At 53.2% G+C, this 20712-nt stretch carries 16 protein-coding genes and 1 pseudogene; 15 read left to right on the forward strand and 2 right to left on the reverse strand.

All coding sequences use genetic code 11. The features are described from left to right. Positions 1–19 precede the first annotated feature (19 nt). The 14 genes from glyQ to lpdD all read left to right on the forward strand — a co-directional run bounded on the left by glyQ (position 20) and on the right by lpdD (position 17236). Positions 20–934 (forward strand): glycine--tRNA ligase subunit alpha, encoded by a 915-nt coding sequence (gene glyQ, locus FYJ62_RS05290; RefSeq protein ID WP_154548457.1) that lies wholly within the window; start codon positions 20–22, stop codon positions 932–934. Beyond that, the gene (gene glyS / locus FYJ62_RS05295; protein ID WP_154548459.1) at positions 927–2993 is read left to right on the forward strand and encodes a glycine--tRNA ligase subunit beta; all 2067 of its coding nucleotides are present in this window, start codon (positions 927–929) and stop codon (positions 2991–2993) included. The genes glyQ and glyS overlap by 8 nt, the downstream gene beginning before the upstream one ends. Positions 2994–3019: 26 nt before the next feature. After that, the gene (gene dnaG, locus FYJ62_RS05300; RefSeq protein WP_154548461.1) at positions 3020–4870 is read left to right on the forward strand and encodes a DNA primase; all 1851 of its coding nucleotides are present in this window, start codon (positions 3020–3022) and stop codon (positions 4868–4870) included. 16 nt (positions 4871–4886) lie between these two features. After that, entirely contained in the window at positions 4887–5972 is a 1086-nt protein-coding gene (gene rpoD / locus FYJ62_RS05305; protein ID WP_154548491.1) for an RNA polymerase sigma factor RpoD, read from the forward strand. Positions 5973–6025: 53 nt separating this feature from the next. Beyond that, the gene (gene rpoD, locus FYJ62_RS05310; RefSeq protein ID WP_154548463.1) at positions 6026–7150 is read left to right on the forward strand and encodes an RNA polymerase sigma factor RpoD; all 1125 of its coding nucleotides are present in this window, start codon (positions 6026–6028) and stop codon (positions 7148–7150) included. 35 nt (positions 7151–7185) lie between these two features. Beyond that, the gene (locus tag FYJ62_RS05315; protein WP_154548465.1) at positions 7186–8325 is read left to right on the forward strand and encodes a sigma-70 family RNA polymerase sigma factor; all 1140 of its coding nucleotides are present in this window, start codon (positions 7186–7188) and stop codon (positions 8323–8325) included. Between the two features lie 145 nt (positions 8326–8470). Then, positions 8471–8797, forward strand: a complete 327-nt coding sequence (locus FYJ62_RS05320) for a heavy metal-binding domain-containing protein (protein WP_154548467.1) — start codon at positions 8471–8473, stop codon at positions 8795–8797. Positions 8798–9068: 271 nt separating this feature from the next. Continuing rightward, on the forward strand, positions 9069–11276 hold the full coding sequence (locus tag FYJ62_RS05325; protein ID WP_154548469.1) for an alpha-galactosidase: 2208 nt from the start codon (positions 9069–9071) through the stop codon (positions 11274–11276). Positions 11277–11715: 439 nt separating this feature from the next. Further along, positions 11716–13446 (forward strand): sensor domain-containing diguanylate cyclase, encoded by a 1731-nt coding sequence (locus FYJ62_RS05330; RefSeq protein ID WP_154548471.1) that lies wholly within the window; start codon positions 11716–11718, stop codon positions 13444–13446. 355 nt (positions 13447–13801) lie between these two features. Continuing rightward, positions 13802–14338: a LysR family transcriptional regulator gene (locus FYJ62_RS10610; RefSeq protein WP_195837395.1), complete on the forward strand. Its 537-nt coding sequence runs from the start codon at positions 13802–13804 to the stop codon at positions 14336–14338. After that, on the forward strand, positions 14317–14673 hold the full coding sequence (locus FYJ62_RS05345; RefSeq protein WP_195837396.1) for a LysR family transcriptional regulator substrate-binding protein: 357 nt from the start codon (positions 14317–14319) through the stop codon (positions 14671–14673). The genes FYJ62_RS10610 and FYJ62_RS05345 overlap by 22 nt, the downstream gene beginning before the upstream one ends. Positions 14674–14762: 89 nt before the next feature. Continuing rightward, positions 14763–16247 carry a UbiD family decarboxylase gene (locus FYJ62_RS05350; RefSeq protein WP_154548477.1) on the forward strand — a complete coding sequence of 495 codons (1485 nt, stop codon included), beginning with the start codon at positions 14763–14765 and terminating at the stop codon, positions 16245–16247. A gap of 15 nt (positions 16248–16262) precedes the next feature. Then, positions 16263–16829 (forward strand): UbiX family flavin prenyltransferase, encoded by a 567-nt coding sequence (locus tag FYJ62_RS05355; RefSeq protein WP_154548479.1) that lies wholly within the window; start codon positions 16263–16265, stop codon positions 16827–16829. After that, positions 16826–17236, forward strand: coding sequence for a prenylated flavin chaperone LpdD (lpdD, locus tag FYJ62_RS05360; protein WP_154548481.1), 411 nt, complete (start codon positions 16826–16828; stop codon positions 17234–17236). Before FYJ62_RS05355 ends, lpdD begins: the two co-directional genes overlap by 4 nt. 84 nt (positions 17237–17320) lie before the next feature. Here the strand turns inward: lpdD and FYJ62_RS11065 are convergent. Both FYJ62_RS11065 and FYJ62_RS05370 read right to left on the reverse strand, forming a co-directional pair. Next, positions 17321–17422: pseudogene (locus FYJ62_RS11065) on the reverse strand (IS3 family transposase); the annotation flags it as partial. A gap of 184 nt (positions 17423–17606) precedes the next feature. Further along, positions 17607–18500: an alpha/beta hydrolase gene (locus FYJ62_RS05370; protein WP_154548483.1), complete on the reverse strand. Its 894-nt coding sequence runs from the start codon at positions 18498–18500 to the stop codon at positions 17607–17609. Positions 18501–18660: 160 nt separating this feature from the next. Here FYJ62_RS05370 and FYJ62_RS05375 point away from each other — a divergent pair, with 160 nt between their 5' ends. Next, positions 18661–20556, forward strand: coding sequence for a S9 family peptidase (locus FYJ62_RS05375; RefSeq protein ID WP_154548485.1), 1896 nt, complete (start codon positions 18661–18663; stop codon positions 20554–20556). The last annotated feature ends 156 nt before the right edge of the window (positions 20557–20712 follow it).

The raw sequence follows: 20712 nt of genomic DNA on the forward strand, positions 1-20712 counted from the left end.
CTTGCATAGGAGGAATAATATGGCACAAAAATTAGACATTCAGACCATGATCTTCAAACTGGAACAGTTTTGGGCCTCAAAGGGCTGCATGATCATGCCTTCATACGATGAAAACAAGGGCGCCGGGACGATGAGTCCTTACACCTTCTTGCGGGCGGTTGGTCCTGAGCCTTGGAAGGCTTGCTACGTTGAGCCTTCCCGCCGGCCAGCTGACGGCCGCTATGGCGAAAACCCAAACCGGCTTTTCCAGCACCACCAATTCCAAGTCGTGCTCAAGCCAGCGCCTTTGGAAATCCAGCAATACTACCTGGACTCCTTGAAGGTTCTGGGCATTGAGCCGCTGGAACATGACATCCGCTTCGTTGAAGACAACTGGGAAAATCCATCAATGGGCTGTGCCGGGGTCGGCTGGGAAGTCTGGCTGGACGGGATGGAAGTCTCACAATTTACCTACTTCCAGACGGTCGGTGAACTGGACGTCAAGCCAACCATGGGCGAAATTACCTACGGGGTTGAGCGTCTGGCTTCATACATCCAAGACGTCAACTCAGTCTTTGACCTGGAATGGGGCGACGGGGTCCTTTACCGGGACATCTTCAAGGAGCCTGAATACGAGCACTCCAAGTACGCCTTTGAAGAAAGCGACCAAGACCAGCTTTTGAAATTCTTCGACACTTACGAGCGTATCGCCAAGCGCCTGCTGGACAAGAACCTGGTTCACCCAGCCTACGACTATATTTTGAAGTGTTCCCACACCTTCAACCTGCTTGACGCCCGCGGGGCCGTTTCCGTCACCGAACGGGCCGGCTACCTGCACCGGATCCGCAACATGGCGCACGAAGTTGCCGTTAAGTTCGTGGAAGAACGCGAAAAGCGCGGCTTCCCATTGTTGAAGAGCGCACAAGCTAAGAAAGCGGAGGCAAGCAATGACTAAAGACTTTTTATTTGAAATTGGCGTAGAAGAAATGCCAGCCCACGTAGTAAGCAAGTCAGTCAAGCAACTGGCTGACCGGACGGGCAAGTTCTTGAAGGAAAACGGCTTGGGCTACAAGGAAATTGCCACCTACTCAACCCCACGCCGCCTGGCCATCCTGGTCAAGGACCTGGCAGAAAAGCAGGCCGACATTGACGAAGTCAAGAAGGGGCCGGCCAAGAAGATCGCCCAAGACGCTGACGGCAACTGGACCAAGGCTGCGCAAGGCTTTGCCCGCGGCCAGGGCATGAGAGCCGACGACATCTACTTCCAGGAACTGAAGGGCGTTGAATACGCCTACGTGCACGTGCAAAAGGAAGGCAAGTCCGCCAAGGACATCCTTTTGGGCCTGGATGAAGTCGTTAAGGCCATGACTTTCCCAACCAAGATGCGCTGGGACTCCCGCGACTTTGAATTCGTCCGTCCAATCCACTGGCTGGTTGCCCTCTACGGGTCAGAAGTAGTGCCAGTCAAGCTGCTGGACATCACTGCTGGCCGCAAGACCGCCGGTCACCGCTTCCTGGGCGACAGCGTGGTTTTGGCCAACGCTGATGACTATGTCGAAGCCTTGCGCAACCAATACGTAATCGTTGACGCCGCTGAGCGCAAGGACATGATCGTGTCCCAAATCAACGACCTGGTCAAGGAAAACAACTGGCAGATCAAGCTGGACAAGAGCCTGCTGGAAGAAGTCAACAACCTGGTTGAATACCCAACCGTCTTCGCCGGCTCCTTTGACCCGAAGTACCTGGAAATCCCTGATGAAGTCCTGGTCACTTCCATGAAGGACAACCAAAGATACTTTGAAGTCTACGACCAAGACGGCAAGCTGATCAACCACTTCATCTCCGTCCGCAACGGCAACCGGGAACACCTGGAGAACGTCGTTTCCGGCAACGAGAAGGTTCTGGTGGCCCGCTTGGACGATGCCGTCTTCTTCTACGATGAAGACCGCAAGTACCCGCTCAGCCACTTCGTTGACCGCATGAGCGCCGTTTCCTTCCACGACAAGATCGGCTCAATGGCTGAAAAGATGGACCGGGTTCGCCTGATCGGCGACTACCTGGCCAAGCGCTTTGGCGTTGACGGGCAAGAGCTGGCTGACTTTGACCGGGCTGCTGGCCTGTACAAGTTTGACCTGGTGACCCAAATGGTCGGCGAATTTGCCGAGCTGCAGGGGGTCATGGGGATGCACTACGCCCGTTTGGCTGGCGAAGACGAAAACGTCTCCGTTGCCATCAAGGAACACTACATGCCAACTACGGCTGAAGGCGACTTGCCAGCAACGACGGTCGGCGCGCTTTTGTCAGTTGCCGACAAGCTGGACACTATCATTGCCTTCTTCGGTGCCGGCATGATTCCATCTTCATCAAACGACCCATACGCCTTGCGCCGCTACGCTTACGGGATCGTCCGCATCCTGCTTAAGGAAGGCTGGTCATTGCCATTTGACCAAGTCATCCCAGAACTGGTTGACCTGCTTGACGGCAAGACCCCAGCCAAGATGCCAAGGGGCCGCGAGGAAGAAAGCGAGCTGGCTGCCTTCATCCGCGACCGGGTAAAGCAGTTCCTGCAAAAGAACGGCTACCAATACGACGTCATCGATGCCGTCTTGGCCTCAAGCGAAGAAGACCCAAGCGAGATCCTGGCTGCTGCCAAGGTCTTGGCAACCCACCACGACGACGAGGCCTTCAAGCCAGTCGTTGAAAGCTTGACCAGAATTGAGAACATCTTGAAGAAGGCCAAGTTCGACCAAGCCAGCGCCGTTGATGAAAGCTTATTTGAGGACAGATCCGAAAATGACCTTTATAATGGTGTTGAGAGCCTGCAAGGCGCCAAGAGCCACGCTGACCTGTACGAAGGCTTCGTTGCCTTGCAGCCGGTAATCGACCGCTACTTCGACGTCAACATGATCATGGCCAAGGACGAGCGCGTCAAGAACAACCGCTTGAGCCAGCTGGCCGCGGTCAACGACCTGGCTAAGCGCCTGGGCGATTTGAGCAAGCTGGTTATCAAGTAAATTTAGCAGAACAAAAGGGTGATTGAATGGCTGGCAGGATTCCGGAAGATTTTATCAATGAAGTTCGGGACAGCGTCGACATCGTAGACGTAATCGGCCAGTACGTGTCACTTGAGAAGAGGGGCAAAGACTATGTTGGTCTTTGCCCTTTTCATCAAGAAAAGACCCCTTCTTTTTCCGTGAACCAGCAGAAGCAGTTCTTCTACTGCTTTGGCTGCCACCGGGGCGGCAACGTCTTCAAGTTCATGATGGAGAAGGAAGAGCTGACTTTTCCCGAGAGCGTGGAGCGGGTTGCGGAAATGGCCAACATTCCCATGCCCGCTTCCTACAACAATGAGCCTGTTCAGCAGAACCCCCTGGTGAGCATGCACAAGGACGCGGCGGACTTTTACCACCAGATCCTGATGACCACCAGGATCGGGGAGCGCGGGCTCAGCTATGCCAAGGAGCGGGAACTGGACGAGGACCTGCTCAAGCACTTTGACATCGGCTACGCCCCAGGCAACGGCGACGTCCTCTATACCTTTTTAAAAGAGAAGGGCTACAGCGAAGAGCAGCTGATTGAAAGCGGCTTGTTCGTCCAAAGCCAGGATGGCCGCTTGTTTGACCGCTTCAGAGACCGGCTGATGTTCCCGATGAAGGATGAGACCGGACACCCGGTGGCTTTTTCCGGGCGGCGGATCTCAAACAATGACAAGGAACCCAAGTACCTGAACAGTCCCGAGACCAGCATCTTTACCAAGTCCAAGCTGCTTTTTCACTTTTCTGAAGCCAAGAAAGTGGCCAGAAAAGAGGGGCACCTGATCCTGTTTGAAGGACACATGGACGTGGTCTCCGCCTACAAGGCCGGGATCAAGTCCGGGATTGCCTCCATGGGGACCAGCCTGACCCAGGACCAGGTGTACATGATCCGGCGGATCACGAATAACGTGGTGATCAACTACGACGGGGATGCCCCTGGCGTCAGCGCGGCTGAGCGGGCCGTGGGCCTGTTTAAGCAGGCTGGCAATTTCAACCTGGGGATCGTGGTCCTGCCTGAGAAGCTGGACCCGGACGAATACGTCAAGAAGTACGGGCCTGAGCGCTACCAGCAAGAGATCAAGGGGGCGATCAGCCCGACCGACTTCTACCTCCTGCGCTTGAAGCAGAAGTACAATCTGAACAATGAGCGCGAAAAGATGGCCTACCTGAATGATGCCATGACGGAAATTGCCTCCCTGGCCAGTCCCGTCGAACAAGACATCTACCTGCAGCGCCTGGGCAAGGAGTCTGGCGTCTCGACCGACGCCTTGAAGGCCAGCCTGTCCCGGGCCAGACGCCGGCAAAGGCGGGTCAAGCAGCATACCAGTCAGATGCAGGGCGAAATGCCCCCTGAGCAGCTGCCTTATGCCGAGATCCTGCCGCCTGAAAGCCAGGTCAGCCAGATCCCGCCTAAGGCGGAAAAGGCCCAGCAGCGCCTGCTGTATGCCTACATTGGCTCAGATGAGGCCAGAAGCTACCTGCTGAAGAACGGCTTCGTCTTCCCCAGTCCGGAATACCAGCAGGCCGCCACGGCTTGGCTGGACTACGTGGAGACGCACGACAAGATTTCTCTCTCTGGGTTCTTAGATTTTGTTCCAGAGCAACTTCAGAGTATAATTGTTAGTACTGATATGGCACAAATGCCAGGTGAAATTACTCTCGGCGAGCTTGATGAGCAGGTTGCGGCGATCAACCTCTGCAAGATTGACGAGGAGATCGGCAAGCTGCAGCAGCAGATCGAAGAGGCCCGGCGCAAGGGGGATTCCCAGTCCCTTTTGACCCTGACCCAGCAGATCCTGCGCTTGCGGCAGCTGAAGAAAGAAGAAGAGGAGGGCTTAAGTGGCAGAAGCAAATAGCGTTCCAAAGAACGACATGACCCTGGACCAGGCAGTCAAGCAGGTGGTCGAGGGCGTCAAGAAGAGCAAGCAGATCACGGAGAAGGACTTTACCGCCCGCTTGCTGACCCCTTATGGCCTCCAAGGCAAGGCGGTCGACCAGCTGGTACAGGAGTTTGAAGACAATGGCATCAGCATCGTCGATGAAGCAGGCAAGCCGTCCAAGCTGGCCCTGACCAAGCAGAAGCACGTGGAAAAGGCCGAGCTGGACAATCTGGCCGCGCCAAGCAGCGTGCGGATGAATGACCCGGTCCGGATGTATTTAAAGGAGATCGGCCGCGTCAGCCTGCTGACGGCTGATGAGGAGATTGCCCTGGCCAAGCGGATCGAAGCCGGGGATGAAGAGGCCAAGCAGGAACTGGCGGAAGCCAACCTGCGCCTGGTCGTGTCCATTGCCAAGCGCTACGTGGGCCGGGGGATGAACTTCCTGGACCTGATTCAGGAGGGGAACATGGGCTTGATGAAGGCGGTCGACAAGTTTGACTACCGTCTGGGCTTCAAGTTCTCGACCTACGCGACTTGGTGGATTCGCCAGGCCATTACCCGGGCGATTGCCGACCAGGCGCGGACCATCCGGATTCCAGTCCACATGGTGGAAACCATCAACAAGCTGATCCGGATCCAGCGCCAGCTCCTCCAGGATCTGGGGCGGGATGCTGTGCCGGAAGAGATCGCGGCGGAGATGGACCTGCCGGTCAAGAAGGTCCGGGACATCTTGAAGATTGCCCAAGAGCCAGTCTCCTTGGAAACCCCAATCGGGGAAGAGGACGACTCCCATCTGGGCGACTTCATTGAGGACAAGGATGCCACCAGTCCCGAGCAGCACGCTGCCAATGAAATGCTGAAAGAGCAACTGGCGGAGGTGCTGGATACCTTGACTGACCGCGAGGAGAACGTCCTGCGCCTGCGTTTTGGCCTGGATGACGGAAAGACGCGGACCTTGGAAGAAGTCGGCCGCGTCTTCAACGTCACGCGCGAGCGGATTCGCCAGATTGAGGCCAAGGCCTTGCGCAAGCTCCGCCACCCAAGCCGGAGCAACCAGCTGCGTGACTTTTTGGATTAATCGGGCAGAAGAATTAAGTCATCGGTTTTAGATATTAGAGTGAAGGCGATTAAATGGCAGACAAAGCAAAGACGTCAGACAAAGCTAGCCAAAAGCTGCCTTTAGCTGACGCGGTCAAATTGGTTGTTAAGGATGTCAAGAAGAGCAAGGAAATCACTGACACGGATTTCACCGCGCGTTTGATCGAACCTTACCAGCTTGAAGGCAAAGCGGTCGACCAGCTTGTCCAGGAATTTGAAGACAATGGGATCAGTATTGTTGACGAAAATGGCGAGCCGTCTAAGCTGGCCCTCAACAAGCAGAAGAATGTTGAGAAGGCCGAACTGGAGCACTTGTCCGCGCCTGGCAGCCGGATGAATGACCCAGTTCGTCAGTATCTGAAGAAGATTGGCCGCGTTGCCCTTTTGAGCGGGGACGAAGAAGTGGCTTTGGCCAAGCGGATCGAAGCCGGCGACCAGGAAGCCAAGGACGAATTGACCAACGCCAACCTGCGTTTGGTGGTTTCCATTGCCAAGCGCTACGTGGGCCGCGGCATGAGCTTCCTCGACTTGATTCAAGAAGGAAATATGGGCTTGATGAAAGCCGTAGACAAATTTGACTACCGTTTGGGCTTTAAGTTTTCAACTTATGCCACTTGGTGGATCCGGCAAGCGATCACGCGGGCGATTGCCGATCAAGCCAGAACGATTAGAATTCCCGTGCACATGGTGGAGACGATCAACAAGCTGATCAGAATCCAAAGACAATTGCTTCAAGACTTAGGCCGGGATCCGGTCCCAGAGGAGATTGGGGCGGAAATGAACCTGCCGACCAAGAAGGTCCGGGAGATCTTGAAGATCGCGCAAGAGCCAGTCTCACTTGAGACGCCAATTGGCGAGGAAGACGATTCCCACCTGGGCGACTTCATTGAGGACAAGGACGCCACCAGTCCCGAGCAGCACGCGGCTTCAGAGATGCTGAAGACCCAGCTGGCTGAGGTCTTGGACACCTTGACCGACCGTGAGGAGAACGTATTGCGCCTGCGGTTTGGCTTAGACGACGACAACCCCCGGACTTTGGAGGAAGTTGGCCGCGTCTTTGGCGTCACGCGCGAGCGGATCCGGCAGATTGAAGCCAAGGCGTTAAGAAAGTTGCGTCACCCAAGTCGGAGCAATCAATTGCGGGACTTTTTGGAATAGACGAATGAAAAAGTTAGATGAACAGGGCGGATTGAATGGCAGAAAGAAATGCTTCTAACGTAAATGATTTTCCACTGCAGAAGGCAGTCAAGCTGGTAATTTCGGGCGTGAAAAAGAGCGGCCAGATCAGCGAGAACGACTTTAAGGCACGCTTGGTCGTGCCGTATGAGCTCAGCAAGGATGAGGTAGCCAAGCTGGTCAACAAGTTCGAGGACAGCGGCATCAGCATCGTCGATGAAAAGGGCGAGCCTTCCAGTCTCTCTTTGCAGGTGCAGGAAGCGTCCGAGCAGGCCGAAGCGGCTGAAAAGGCCCAGGCTGCAAGCGAAAGCGAGCGGGTCTACGACTCAGTGCGGATGTACCTGAAAGAGATCGGCAAGGTGCCGCTTTTGTCCAGAGACGAAGAAGTGGCCGTAGCCAAGCGGATCGAGGCGGGGGATGAATCCGCCAAAGATGAGCTGGCCGCGGCCAACCTGCGGCTGGTGGTCTCCATTGCCAAGCGTTATGCCAAGCACAACGGCAAGATGGGGATTTTGGACTTGATCCAGGAAGGCAACATCGGCTTGATGAAGGCGGTCGACAAGTTCGACTACTCCAAGGGCTTCAAGTTCTCAACCTACGCGACCTGGTGGATTCGCCAGGCCATTACCCGGGCCTTGGCTGACCAGGACCGGATGATCAGAATTCCGGTGCACGTCGTTGAAAGCATCAACAAGATGAACCGGATCCAGCGGACCCTGCAGCAGGACCTGGACCGGGACGCCAAGCCAGAGGAATTGGCCGCGGAAATGAACGAGCCGGTGGCTAAGGTCCACGAAATCATCACGGTCGCCAAGAACCAGGAGACCGATTCGCTGGACAAGCCGGTTGGCGAAGAAGGGGACTCACAATTGGGGGACCTTTTGGAAGACAATAAGGCGGTCAACCCGGAAGAATTCACGGCCTTCGAAATGCTGAAGGACCAGCTTTCAGGGATGATGGGCGAATATTTGACTGACCGGGAAGCAACGGTTTTGCGCCTGCGCTTCGGGCTGGAGAACGACGAGCCGCATACTTTGGAAGAAGTTGGCCGGCAGCTCGGGGTTACTCGGGAACGGGTGCGGCAGATTGAGGCTAAGGCCGTCAAGAAGCTGAAGCACCACATCGACCAGCTGCAAGACTACTTCCCAGCCAACTAAAGAATGGAAAATTTACCGGTGAAAGCCGAAAAAGGCTGCATCAACGTACATGCGTTGGTGCAGCCTTTTTAGTTTAGCCAATGTAAAAAGCGACTAAATTGTGCTAATATCAAACTGAAATTATAAGATAAAGCGAGGTATAGACATGGAAAACAAAATGTTAGTTGTAACGACGGAAAATATCCCTGGCCGCAAGTATGAAGTGATCGGGGATGTTTTCGGGGTCACCACCCAGTCCAAGAACTTTGCGTCTGACTTCGGTGCGGGCTTGAAGAGCATGATTGGCGGCGAAATCAAAGCCTACACCAAGATGCTGAAGGAATCTAGAGAAGTGGCCTTGGATCGTCTGCGGGAAGAAGCTGAAGGCGTGGGGGCCGACGCGGTCGTCATGATGCGGTTTGACTCAGGATCTATCGGCGGGGATATGCAGTCCGTCGTTGCCTATGGGACTGCGGTAAAGTTTGTCGACTAAGGTCAAAAAACTAGCCAAAAGGCTGGGAGCTAATTCCCAATGTCATTAAGTTAAGAACTTGAAATTTAAAAAGAACCGTATTATTCAAAATTTGGGTAGTACGGTTCTTTTGGCTTTGGTAGAATTCGGAATAAAGAAAGTTGCCAAATCCGCAGAGGTTAAGGGCAGCCGGCGATCCAATTATGGAAATCGAATAAAGCATCCGTTTGCCAAAAAAGATAAATTCAACAAGATGAGAAATAGGAAAGCATAGATAATCTAGGTGATAAAAATGTCTGAGTTGATCGAATTTGATGAAAAGCAGCAGGTCTTCCACCTGCACAACCAGGAAATTTCTTACATCTTCTCCGTCGTTAAAGGCGGCACCTTGAGCCACTTGTACTTCGGCAAGCGGGTCAGAGGCTACCACGGGGAATTAACCTATCCAAGACTTGACCGCGGCTTCTCCGGCAACCTGCCAGGCGACTTGGACCGGACTTTTTCCCGGGACACCTTGCCTAAGGAATACAGCGGGGCCGGGGAAATGGACTACCACTCACCAGCCACCATTGTCCGCCAAGCCAACGGGTCAAACGCGGTCTTCCTGCACTACGCCGGCTATGAGATCGCGCCAGGCAAGCCAAAATTGCCAGGCCTGCCAGCTGCCTACGTTGAGAATGATGATGAAGCAGAAACCTTGACGGTCAAGCTGGCTGACGACTTGACCGGCCTTGAATACGACTTGCTCTATACGATCTACCGTGACCGCGGCGTGATCGCCCGCAGCGTCCGGGTCGTCAACAAGGGCAAGGAAAGCGTCCGCCTGGAAAAGGCTGCTTCCATGCAGATGGACCTGGTTGGCCGGGACTTGGAAGCCATCACCTTGCCTGGGGCCCACGTCAATGAGCGCCACCCGCAAAGAAGCCGCTTGACTCAAGGCCGCCACGTCTTTGAATCCCGCCGCGGCACTTCCAGCCACCAGATGAACCCATTCGTCGCTTTGGTTGACCCGAAGACGGATGAATTCAGCGGGGATGCCTGGGGCTTGGCCTTGGTCTACTCAGGCAACCATGAATTTGAGCTGGAAAAGGACCAGCTGGACCAACTGCACGTCACGGTTGGGATCAACGAGTACAACTTCTCCTGGAAGCTGACTCCAGGCGCCAGCTTCCAAACGCCAGAAGTCTTGCTGGTCTACTCAAACGCCGGCTTGAACGGGATGAGCCAGACTTACCACAGCGTGATTTTGGACCGGGTAATCCGCAGCAAGTTCAAGCGGTCGCCGCGGCCAATCCTGGTCAACAACTGGGAAGCAACTTACTTTGACTTTACGGAAGACAAGCTGAAGTCAATCGTCGATGAAGCTAAAAAATTGGGCATTGAAATGTTCGTTCTGGACGATGGCTGGTTTGGCCACCGCGATGACGACAACAGCTCCTTGGGCGACTGGCAGGTCTACGAGAAGAAGTTCCCGCAAGGCTTGGAGCACTTTGCCGACTACGTTCATGGGCAAGGCTTGAAGTTCGGCCTGTGGTTTGAGCCGGAAATGATCTCCTTTGACTCCGACCTTTACCGGGCTCACCCTGACTACTTGATGCACGTGCCTGGCAGAAAGCCAAGCCCGTCCCGGAACCAGTACGTCTTGGACCTGGGCCGCAAGGAAGTCCGCGACAATATTTTTGACCAGATGACCAAGATCCTTGACGGCGGCAGCGTGGATTACATCAAATGGGACATGAACCGGCACCTGTCTGACATCTATGAAAGCGACCTGCCGGCTGATCAGCAAGGGGAGACCTACCACCGCTACGTCCTGGGCCTGTATGACCTGGCTGAGCGCTTGGTTGACCGCTACTCAGACATCCTGCTAGAAGGCTGCTCAGGCGGCGGTGGCCGCTTTGACATCGGCATGGCCTACTACTGCCCGCAAATCTGGGCCAGCGACAACAGCGACGCGATTGCCCGCCTGGTCATCCAATACGGCACCAGCCTGGTCTACCCGCAGTCAATGATGACCTCCCACGTTTCCGTTTCGCCAAACGAGCAAAACGGGCGGATCACGCCATTTGACACCAGAGGCGCCGTGGCCATGTTCGGCGACTTGGGCTATGAATTGGACTTGACCAAGATGTCTGATGAAGACAAGGCCGCGGTCAAAGAGCAGGTGGCTGACTACAAGCAGATCCGTGAGCTGGTCCAATACGGCAAGTTCTACACCTTGAAGGCACCGCTTGACAGCAACGAGGCCGCTTGGATGACGGTCAGCGATGACCAGAATGAAGCCGTGGTTACGACGGTCAACATCATGTCCTACGCTCAGCCATACCTGACTAAGACCAAGCTGGCCGGGCTTGACCCAGACAAGAACTACGAAGACCTGGCCACCGGCAAGGTCTACGGTGGGGATGAGCTGATGAACCTGGGCTTCTATGATCCAGCCGCTTCGCACAAGGACTTCGCGGCCAAGATGTATCATTTTAAAGCGACCGACAAGGAGTAAAGATAGTATATTGCTAACTTCCCAGGATTTTACAACTCAATGTCTAAGAAGCCTACTATTACGGCTTTTTTCGAAGTTTAAGATAATATTTTTTGAGTTATAACTTAAACTCAACGAAATCCTCTAAAAGGTTGATATATCAAGTGATAGAGCACTTTGAGTAGTAATTTATGGGAAATTAGCATATATATTAGATAGCAAATACCTCAACAGATAGCATTTATTTTCAAAATCGCCACGATTTTTTTCTCTCACTAACTTAGATAACTTCGGTAACAGAAGGACAGCTTCCACGTGAAGCTGCCCTTTTTATTGCTTAAGATTAATTAATCGGTTTTGTCCAATAATTAAAAGAACAAAATGGTTTGTCAGACTTGATTCGAGTGGAATATAATGATTATATACAGGAAAAATTATAGTTGATTGGAAATTTGGAAGAATGAAGAGAGAGTGGAAGTGGCTAGGGATCGTCTTGCTGGTCTTTGCGGTCAGCCTGGCGGTCACTGGCATTTTTTGCAAGCTGGAATGGGCCAGCATCGATCAGCGCCACTTGGCCAAGACCGAGCTGAATGCCCAGATTGCCTGCGACTATTTTAAGAATGACCTGGAAGATGGGGTCAACGTGGCAGAAGCCATTGACGCGGGGGTAGTTGGCAACAGCGGGGCAGTTGACAGAGTTGCCAAAACTGCCCGCTACATGATCAAGAAGTACCCCAATATTCACTCCATGCAGCTGGTCCATCAGGGGCAGACGGTCAGGGTACTCCGGGGCAAGACAGAGATAGTGCCCTCAGACCTGCAGAAGGGCAGCCAAGCTGATAAAGACTTGAACTATTGCCGGAGAAAGCGGCTGACCGGGATTATTGGTCCAGCGAAATTGAAGAATATTGGCAAAGGCATTCTGATTTGCAAGCCGATTTTTATCAAGGGAAAGTTTTGGGGCTACACGGTGGTCACGATCAAGCAGAGCAGGCTTTTTAAGAAGACTTTTAAAAACCTGGACAGCTTGAGCTACTACTATCGGCTGTCAAAGACCCACGTGACTGGTGGTGACTTTCAGCAGATGAACTCCACTATGGGACAAAAGCCGGCCCAGGCCAGCGTGACCTTCAAATTAGGGGGATGCAGCTGGAAGCTGGAGACCTGCCGCAAGGACGCGGGCACCATGCCAGGGCAGATCAAAGGCGGGCTGGCCTTGGGCTTCACGATAGCGGTCGTCAACAGTCTGCTGGCCTGTTTGCTATTAAACTACATAGAGCGGGGAAAGAACCTAGCCAAGCTGGTCAATACGGACTACCTGACGGGCTTGATGAGCCGGCAGGCTTTTGACCGGGATGCCAGCAAGCATCTAGAGAGTCACCCAAGTGAGCCGGCCGTTGGGGCCATTATTGACATTGACGACTTCAAGTACATTAACGACCTCTATGGCCATGAAGCCGGGGATGAGGCCCTAAAAGCCGTTGCCCAGGTATTGCGGGCCGATTTTGGCGGCCAAGGCCTGGTTTGCCGCAACGGGGGCGACGAGTTCGCGGTCTTGTTGCCGGACACGACCTTGACGGAAGGGCGGGCTATTTTTCAAAAGCTTTACCGGCATGAATTGACTTTTGTCCATAATGGCAAAAAGTACCCATATACGGTTTCGCTGGGCTTTGCCGCCTACCCTGAGCAGGGCAAGAGCCGGGAGGAGCTGCTCAACCGGGCTGACATGGCCCTGTACACGGTCAAGTCGACCGGCAAGGGAACCATGGCGGCCTATAGCGAGAATATGCTCAAAGAGGGCCGCTCGCAACTGGGCTTCAACTTGCGTGACCTGGCCGTCAACCTGCCCGGCGCCTTCTTTATCTACCGGCAGGAAGATGAAAAGATTCTTTTTGCCAATAAAGAGCTGCTGAATTTGCTTGAATGCGACAATATGGAAGAATTCATCAAGTTCGTTGGCCGCTCGGTCAAGGGGCTGCTGGCGCCAGAGGACTATGAGCGGACAATTGCCAGCCGCAACGCCCAGATTGGCGACGGGGATGAGGGCCGGGCCACGCTGGACTATCACGTGATCACCAGAAAGACGCATCGGCGCCTGAAGATGCATGCTGTGGCCCATATGGTCAAAAACCCTTACTTCGGCAAGATCTACTACGTGATCCTTGGTTCCCGGGGGGAAGAGGCGGATTAAGCTTGCTTTGCCACTTGGTTTGAAGACGGATCATGACATGCTCCCCTGACCAAGGTCGGGGGGTTCTTTATAGGCTAGTGCTTACGCGCAGCCTACAGCTTCTGAGAACAACCAACTTATTCTCGCAAGCAGGCTTGGCCGAAGTCAAGCCTGCTTTTTTACTGGTTCTATCCAGCAAGCTGAACAGCAGTGCAAAAACAGAAGTCAGTCTATTTATCACGGAAGTGCCCCCTCCGACGATTCCGCCAAGCCGCATTGACTGCTGTTTGATGGTACGATTTTTGCTTTTGACAGAAAAGTTGAAAAGGCAGATAATTTTTTCTAAAGCAAAAAAGTGAACAGAATGGAGAAGAGCGTGTTAGACAAAATTCAAGCCTTTGTATCCCTGGCTTTCAGCTTGAGCTTTTCACAGACAGCTGATGAATTGTATACCAGCCAAAGTACGGTTTCCAAACATATCGCGGCTCTGGAGAAAGAGATCGGGATGAAGCTGTTTGAAAGAAGCAGCCGCCGAGTCCGCTTAACCCGGGAGGGGGAGTACCTGCTTCCTTATGCCCAGCGCCTTTTAGCGGACAGCCAGCAGTTTGACCAGGCAGTAGCTTCCTGCCGGCAAGAGCAGACCAAGACCCTGGACCTGTACGCGATCCCGACCGTGACTAATTATGACTTTTTCAAAGCCGTAACATCCTTTATGGGCCGGCATCCGGAGATTGACCTGCTTTTTCATGAAGGTGAGTCCCAAGACTTGGCCGAAAAGCTCCGCCGGCCCCAAGATCTGCTTTTTCTGCGCAAGTGGGATGATAAAATGAATCCCAGCTTTGACTTTTCGAAGATGATGAACTGGCTCTGTTTGTTTCAAGCAAGTCTCCCTTGGCTCAAAAACAGCAGGTAAAATTGTCAGATCTGGCTGGAGCCCGTTTTTTGACCTTGGGTGAACGGACCTATTTTGAAAAGAAAATCGTCACTGCCTGCCAAAAAGCCGGCTATGAGCCGAATTTCGTTTACCAGGGAGAGCGGATCGAAGCTATTTTGGAAATGATCCGCCAGCAGCTGGGGATTGCCTTGTTGATGAAAAAATCCGTTTCTGCCAGCCAGCTGGCCGGTATGAAGCGGCTGGACTTAGAAGAGACAATCAGCAGTCAGCTCTGTCTGGTCCGGCTGAAGGGGCGGCACAATCAAGCCCAGGAGCTTTTTTGGCAGGAGATGAAGGATTCCAGTCTGGAATAGATCGCTGGCGACATAGAATTGCAAGTCCTGCTCCCAAAATCTACAATGACAGTAATGACAGACAAATTTGCAATAAGGAGCGCGAAAAAATGACTGAAAAAATTACTGATCCCTGGGACCTGCGCAAGGTCCTACGGGAAATCGCTGACGACCCGGAAAACTACCATGAAACTGATCTGGCAATTGACCCGGATGCGGAAATCTCCGGCGTCTACCGCTACATTGGGGCTGGCGGGACGGTTGAACGGCCAACCAAGGAAGGTCCGGCCATGATGTTCAACAACTTGCAGGGCTTTCCAGACAGCCGGGTTCTGATCGGCCTCATGGCTTCCAGAAGACGGGTCGGCAAGATCCTCCACCATGATTGGCAGACCCTGGGCCGCTTTTTAAAGGACGCGGTTGAAAACCCGGTTCACCCGATTACCGTGCCAAAAGAAGAAGCACCAGTTCAAGAAGTGGTTCACTTGGCCACTGACCCGGACTTTGACCTGAGAAAGTTAGTGCCGGCCCCAACCAATACTGAATATGATGCCGGCCCGTACATTACCTGCGGCCTGGTCAAGGGGTCAATGCCAGACAAGTCCATGACTGACGTGACCATCCACCGGATCTGCATTGAAGGCAAGGACACGATGGGGATGTACATCATGCCAGGTGGCCGGCACATTGGCCACTTCCAAAAGGAATTCGAAAAGCTGGGCAAGCCGATGCCGATCACCATCAACATTGGCCTGGACCCGGCCGTAACAATCGGGGCAACTTTTGAACCGCCAACAACTCCGCTGGGCTATGACGAACTCGATGTAGCCGGTGCTCTGCGCCAGGAGCCGGTCCAGCTGGTTGACGGGGTAGCGGTTGACGAACAAGCCTTAGCCCGGGCAGAATACGTCATTGAAGCGGAAATTATGCCAAATGAGACCATCGTTGAAGACATCAACACCCATACCGGCCACGCCATGCCGGAATTCCCTGGCTATAACGGGGATGCCAATCCTGCCGTCAACCTGGTCAAGGTTAAGGCCGTAACTTGCCGCAGAGACAGACCAATCATGCAGAGCGTGATCGGGCCAAGTGAAGAACACGTGTCAATGGCCGGGATACCAACTGAAGCTTCAATTCTGGAACTGGTCGACAAGGCCATTCCAGGCAAGGTGGTCAATGTCTACAACCCGCCAGCCGGCGGGGGCAAGCTGATGACCATCATGCAGATCCACAAGGAAAATGAAGCTGATGAAGGGATCCAGCGGCAGGCAGCCATCCTGGCCTTCTCCGCCTTCAAGGAGCTGAAGACGGTCTGGTTGGTCGATGAAGACGTGGACATTTTTGACATGAACGATGTCGTCTGGACTATGAATACCCGCTTCCAAGGAGATATGGACATCATGGTCCTGCCAGGGATGCGGAACCACCCACTCGACCCGTCAGAGCGGCCAGAATACGACCCTAAGTCTATCCGCTTCAGAGGGATGAGCTCCAAGACGGTGATCGACGGAACCGTGCCATTTGACATGAAGGACCAGTTTAAACGGGCCCACTTCAAAGAAGTAGCAGACTGGAAGAAGTACTTAGACTAAAGAAAGACTGAAGAGATGAAGAGAATCGTTATTGCCATGACCGGGGCCAGCGGGTCAATTTACGGGATCGACCTGCTCAAAAAACTCAAGACCATGCCGGAAATCGAGACCTGGCTGGTCATGAGCGACTGGGCCAGAAAAAATATTGAAATCGAGACCGACTACAGCGTCAAGCAGGTGGAAGACCTGGCCGGTCATGTGGCAGACAATGGCAACCTGGGCGCGGCGATATCTTCAGGCTCTTTCCAAGTCAACGGAATGGTGGTGGCTCCGGCCAGCATGAAGACGGTAGCCGGGATTGCCTTTGGCTTTGACCAGGACCTGATCATGCGGGCCAGCGGGGTGATGATCAAGGAGCAAAGAAAGTTGATTCTGATGCCGCGGGAAACTCCCCTGTCGGCCATTCATCTGGAAAACCTCCTAAAACTGGCCAGACTGGGCGTCCAAATCATGCCCCCAATTCCCTCATTTTACGGGCGGCCGGAAACGATCCAGGACCTGCTGGACCAAACCAACATGCGGGTCCTGGACAATCTGGGCATTGCCAGCAATTTTGCCAAAAGATGGGGGGAAGGGCAATGATCAAGAAGCAGATTTTTACCGTCAAAGAAGCCGGCTACGAAATCCAGGCAGAAGTGACCCTGGCCAATAAAGACCTCCTGGTCAACCTGCTAGGCGGTGACCTGCCGCATTTAGGTGGGGTCTTGACTTATGACGTTTCCAGCCAGGAAGTTAAGGAAGTTAAGCTCTTCAGCCATGACGGCCGCTTCCATAAGGACATTTTCCTGGCCCAGGTATTTTTTGAAAACATCAAAGACCAGTTACCTGGCAGCATCACGATTACGGCCGGCGTTCATGTCGATGGAATCAGCCAGGAGCAGATCGCGGCATCGAAAGGGATGACGGAAGACCTGGCAAGGCAATGTTCTGCCTGGCTTAAAGAACAGAAGGGCTTCAAAGAACCGGTCTACAGCAGCCATTTCAAGTAGAAAAAGTAAAAAAGAGATAAGCACAAAAAAGCCAGCAAGGTCGTCACAGATTGATGTGACCCCCAAAATTGGGACAAATTAGTATTATGCCGTTAAGGTTGTTAAAACATGATTCCGATATTCAATCGGGATCATGTTTTTTCGTCCTGTTTTGATTCTTACGTTGTTGTAGTAATCAATATATTGGATTCCTCCACGCTCCATCCCATATTTTCGGCTGAGTTAGGTGCCTCTTCTATGATCGTCTACCCATTCGTGGTAGATAGCGAGTTTGATTTCTTTAGTGTATTTAGTCATGAAAATAACCCCCGAAATTAGTGTCCTAATTTCGGGGGTTATATCAAATGTTGGCCATGGCGGAGGTTTTTGTTTACTTGTTCATGTACTTTCTAAAGAAATTCAGTTCATCCAGGTTGCACTGCTTGGCCAGGTCGTCTTTTTGGTTGCAGTGGAAGACGTGGCCGCGTGGGTGGTCTGGATCGCCGTAGATATGAATTTCATGCGGGATCTTCTTGGCCAAAAGGTAGCCGTCAAGACGAACGGCGCTGTCATGCAAGAAGTCCTGGTTGGCCGTCATGATGAACAGCGGCGGCAGGTCCTGGGTCAGATATTCTTCCGTGTTCAGGAGCTCTTTCTTGCCGGCAACGGCCTCTGGGGTAAAGTAGGCACCTGGAACGTCATCCGTAAAGCCTGGGGTCAGCATGAAGTAGGCCCCGCAGTTTAAAGCCGCGGCTCTGACCGTCAATTTTGGCAAGTCGTAGCCAAAAAGCTGGCGGAACTTGCTGTTGGTCAAAATAGCCAGGTACTGTTCTTCCATCTGCCCGCCGGCTGAGTCGCCGACGAAGAAGACGTTGTCGGTGTCCAGGTCATATTCAGCCCCGTGCTCGCCCACCCAGTGCATCAGGCGGTTCACGTCGTCTAATTCACTAGGAAACTGGACGTCTGGAGCCAGACGGTAGTTGAAGTTGACAAAGGCAAAGCCTTCCTTGGCCAGGCCCATTCCGTAGAATTGGTAGGTTTCCTTAGTCCCGTAGACCCAGCCGCCGCCGTGGATGCTGATGATGACGGGCACCTTGCTTTGCCGCTTCTTAGGCAGGTAGATGTCCAAGAGGTGCCACTTAGGGTCAGGCCCGTAGCTTAAGTCATTGATTCTTTCAACTTCTGGAATTTCTGTTGGCAGATCAGCATCGCGCAAATCATCGTGCTGCTTGGAGCTCGCGCGCATCTGCTCAACTGCTTGGATAACTGCTGGATTAAGCGTCATAATTTTTCTCCTTTATTGTAAACGGTTACCTTAATTATAGGCTTAATTGGCAAAATTAACCAGACAGAAGCCGCATGCGGATTTTTTGCTTTAAAATTAAAATCAGCTTAACCGCTTAAGATTGGTATAATGAAATAAAAAACAGCAGGAGGTATCAGGAATGCAAGCAGTCAAAGCAGAAGATTTGTACAACATTGTAAGCTTAGGGAACCTGAGGGTTTCGGGGAAGACGGCGGTTTTCGCCAGAAACCAGGCCAAGGCTGACGGGAGCGGCTACTGGAACTATCTAGACCTTTACCAAGACGGCGCGCTCAAGCGGCTGACGACTTTGGGCGAAGAAAAGAGCTTTGCCTTGGTCGGACACCAAGTCTACTACGCGAGTTCTGCGGTCAAGGGCAAGACCTTGCTCTATCAGCAAGGCCTGGACCAGGCAGCGCCAGTCAAGCTGGCCCTTTTGCCAAAAAATGGCTACCAGGTCGCGGGTAGCGTGGGCGAGCGCTACCTGCTCTTGTCCAGACGGGCGGATTTGGCGGAGAAGAGCCATGACGGCTATCAAGTGATGGACGAGCTGCCATTTTACTTCAACGGCCAGGGCTACATCAACAAGCTGCGCGACCGCCTCTACCTGTGGGACCTGGAGAAGGGCGGCTTGACCCGCCTGTTTGCCGACGATCCAAACTTTACCGTCATGGACTTCTTCGTCTGCGGGGAAAAAATCTACGTCGTTGGGGTCAGCTACACGACCCGGCGGCCATTTGACGGAGGGATCTACGAACTTGACCCGACAACGCAAGCAGTCAAGGAACTGGTTCCCGCCGGCCAGGTTGAAGTGTCGGCAATTTTTGCCTTAAAGGGCCAGACCTACGTGCTGGCCAACTGCCACCAGGTGACCGGCTTGAACGAGAACCCAGAGTTCTACCGCTTGACTGATCATGGCCTGGAGCTGGCCGCTCACTGGGACGACACGGCCCAAAGCGCGATCGCCGGGGACTGCAGCGTCATTGGCGGTAATGCCAGCGACGTTTACGGGGACAAGTTCTACTTCGTGACGACCCTGACAGATCATGATGAATTGTATGTCTTTGACGGAACGGAGGCTAGGCCATTTTTTGCTACGGACGGCTTGATCAAGGGCTTCCGGATGGTGGGCGAGGACGAGTTCTATCTTGAGGCTGCGTTCGCCAATGAGCTCTTGGAATTCTACCATGTCAAAAATGGCTATGCGGAAAAAGTCTCCAGCTACAACGATGCGGCACTGGCGGGCAAGTACGTGGCCAAGGTCAGTGAAGTGGAATATGACTCAAGTGAAGACGGCGTCCAGCATGGGTGGGTCCTTTTGCCAAAAGATTATGAGCCTGGGAAAAAGTACCCCGCGATCTTGGACGTCCACGGCGGACCTAGAGCCGTCTACAGCAAGATCTTCTTCCACGAGATGCAGGTTTGGGCTGGGGCCGGCTACTTCGTCTTCTTCTGCAACATCCATGGGTCAAACGGGCAGGGCAACAAGTACGGCGACCTGCGCGGGCGCTATGGGACGGTTGACTACGACGACTTGATGAAGTTTACTGACGCGGTTTTAGCCAAGTACCCGGACATTGACCAGACTCGGATGGGCATCACTGGCGGGTCATACGGCGGCTTTATGACCAATTGGGTGATCGGACACACCGACCGCTTCAAGGCCGCGGCATCGCAAAGATCAATCGCCAACTGGCTCAGCTTTGAGCACCTGTCTGACATTTCACCGGAATTCTGCGTGGACCAGGTTGGGGCAACAGAAGATGACGATCCAGCCAAGGTTTGGTTCCACTCACCGCTCAAGTACGCGAAGAACGTCACGACGCCAACTTTGTTCCTGAACTCGGATGAAGATTACCGGTGCCCGATGGCCGAGGGGATGCAGATGTTCCATGCCTTGTTGTCAAATGGAGTGGAAGCCAGAATGACTGTCTTTCATGGCGAAAATCATGAATTGTCTAGAAGCGGGCGACCAGAGAACCGCCTGCGCCGGCTGCATGAAATTTCCAACTGGTTTGCCGGGCATTTAGACAAGTAAAGGTGAAACAAATAAGACCCTCGAAATTGTGAAGTGCCCTACAATTGTTAGACATAGACATCTAACGATTGTGGGGTATCTTTATGACCAAATATTCATCCGAATTAAAAGTACAAGTTGCTTCCGATTATCTTAATGGCAGAGGATCATACAAGG

This window comes from Lactobacillus porci (assembly GCF_009695985.1).
Taxonomy (GTDB): domain Bacteria; phylum Bacillota; class Bacilli; order Lactobacillales; family Lactobacillaceae; genus Lactobacillus; species Lactobacillus absianus.

What these genes read in the sequence shown, in the direction of transcription:
- rpoD (WP_154548491.1), top strand. Translation starts at nt 4,887, where the DNA reads ATGACCCTGGACCAGGCAGTCAAGCAGGTGGTCGAGGGCGTCAAGAAG.
- FYJ62_RS05370 (WP_154548483.1), bottom strand. Translation starts at nt 18,500, where the DNA reads ATGACGCTTAATCCAGCAGTTATCCAAGCAGTTGAGCAGATGCGCGCG.
- glyQ (WP_154548457.1), top strand. Translation starts at nt 20, where the DNA reads ATGGCACAAAAATTAGACATTCAGACCATGATCTTCAAACTGGAACAG.
- FYJ62_RS05325 (WP_154548469.1), top strand. Translation starts at nt 9,069, where the DNA reads ATGTCTGAGTTGATCGAATTTGATGAAAAGCAGCAGGTCTTCCACCTG.
- lpdD (WP_154548481.1), top strand. Translation starts at nt 16,826, where the DNA reads ATGATCAAGAAGCAGATTTTTACCGTCAAAGAAGCCGGCTACGAAATC.
- dnaG (WP_154548461.1), top strand. Translation starts at nt 3,020, where the DNA reads ATGGCTGGCAGGATTCCGGAAGATTTTATCAATGAAGTTCGGGACAGC.
- FYJ62_RS05350 (WP_154548477.1), top strand. Translation starts at nt 14,763, where the DNA reads ATGACTGAAAAAATTACTGATCCCTGGGACCTGCGCAAGGTCCTACGG.
- rpoD (WP_154548463.1), top strand. Translation starts at nt 6,026, where the DNA reads ATGGCAGACAAAGCAAAGACGTCAGACAAAGCTAGCCAAAAGCTGCCT.
- FYJ62_RS05355 (WP_154548479.1), top strand. Translation starts at nt 16,263, where the DNA reads ATGAAGAGAATCGTTATTGCCATGACCGGGGCCAGCGGGTCAATTTAC.
- FYJ62_RS05320 (WP_154548467.1), top strand. Translation starts at nt 8,471, where the DNA reads ATGGAAAACAAAATGTTAGTTGTAACGACGGAAAATATCCCTGGCCGC.
- FYJ62_RS05315 (WP_154548465.1), top strand. Translation starts at nt 7,186, where the DNA reads ATGGCAGAAAGAAATGCTTCTAACGTAAATGATTTTCCACTGCAGAAG.
- FYJ62_RS05375 (WP_154548485.1), top strand. Translation starts at nt 18,661, where the DNA reads ATGCAAGCAGTCAAAGCAGAAGATTTGTACAACATTGTAAGCTTAGGG.
- glyS (WP_154548459.1), top strand. Translation starts at nt 927, where the DNA reads ATGACTAAAGACTTTTTATTTGAAATTGGCGTAGAAGAAATGCCAGCC.
- FYJ62_RS05330 (WP_154548471.1), top strand. Translation starts at nt 11,716, where the DNA reads ATGAAGAGAGAGTGGAAGTGGCTAGGGATCGTCTTGCTGGTCTTTGCG.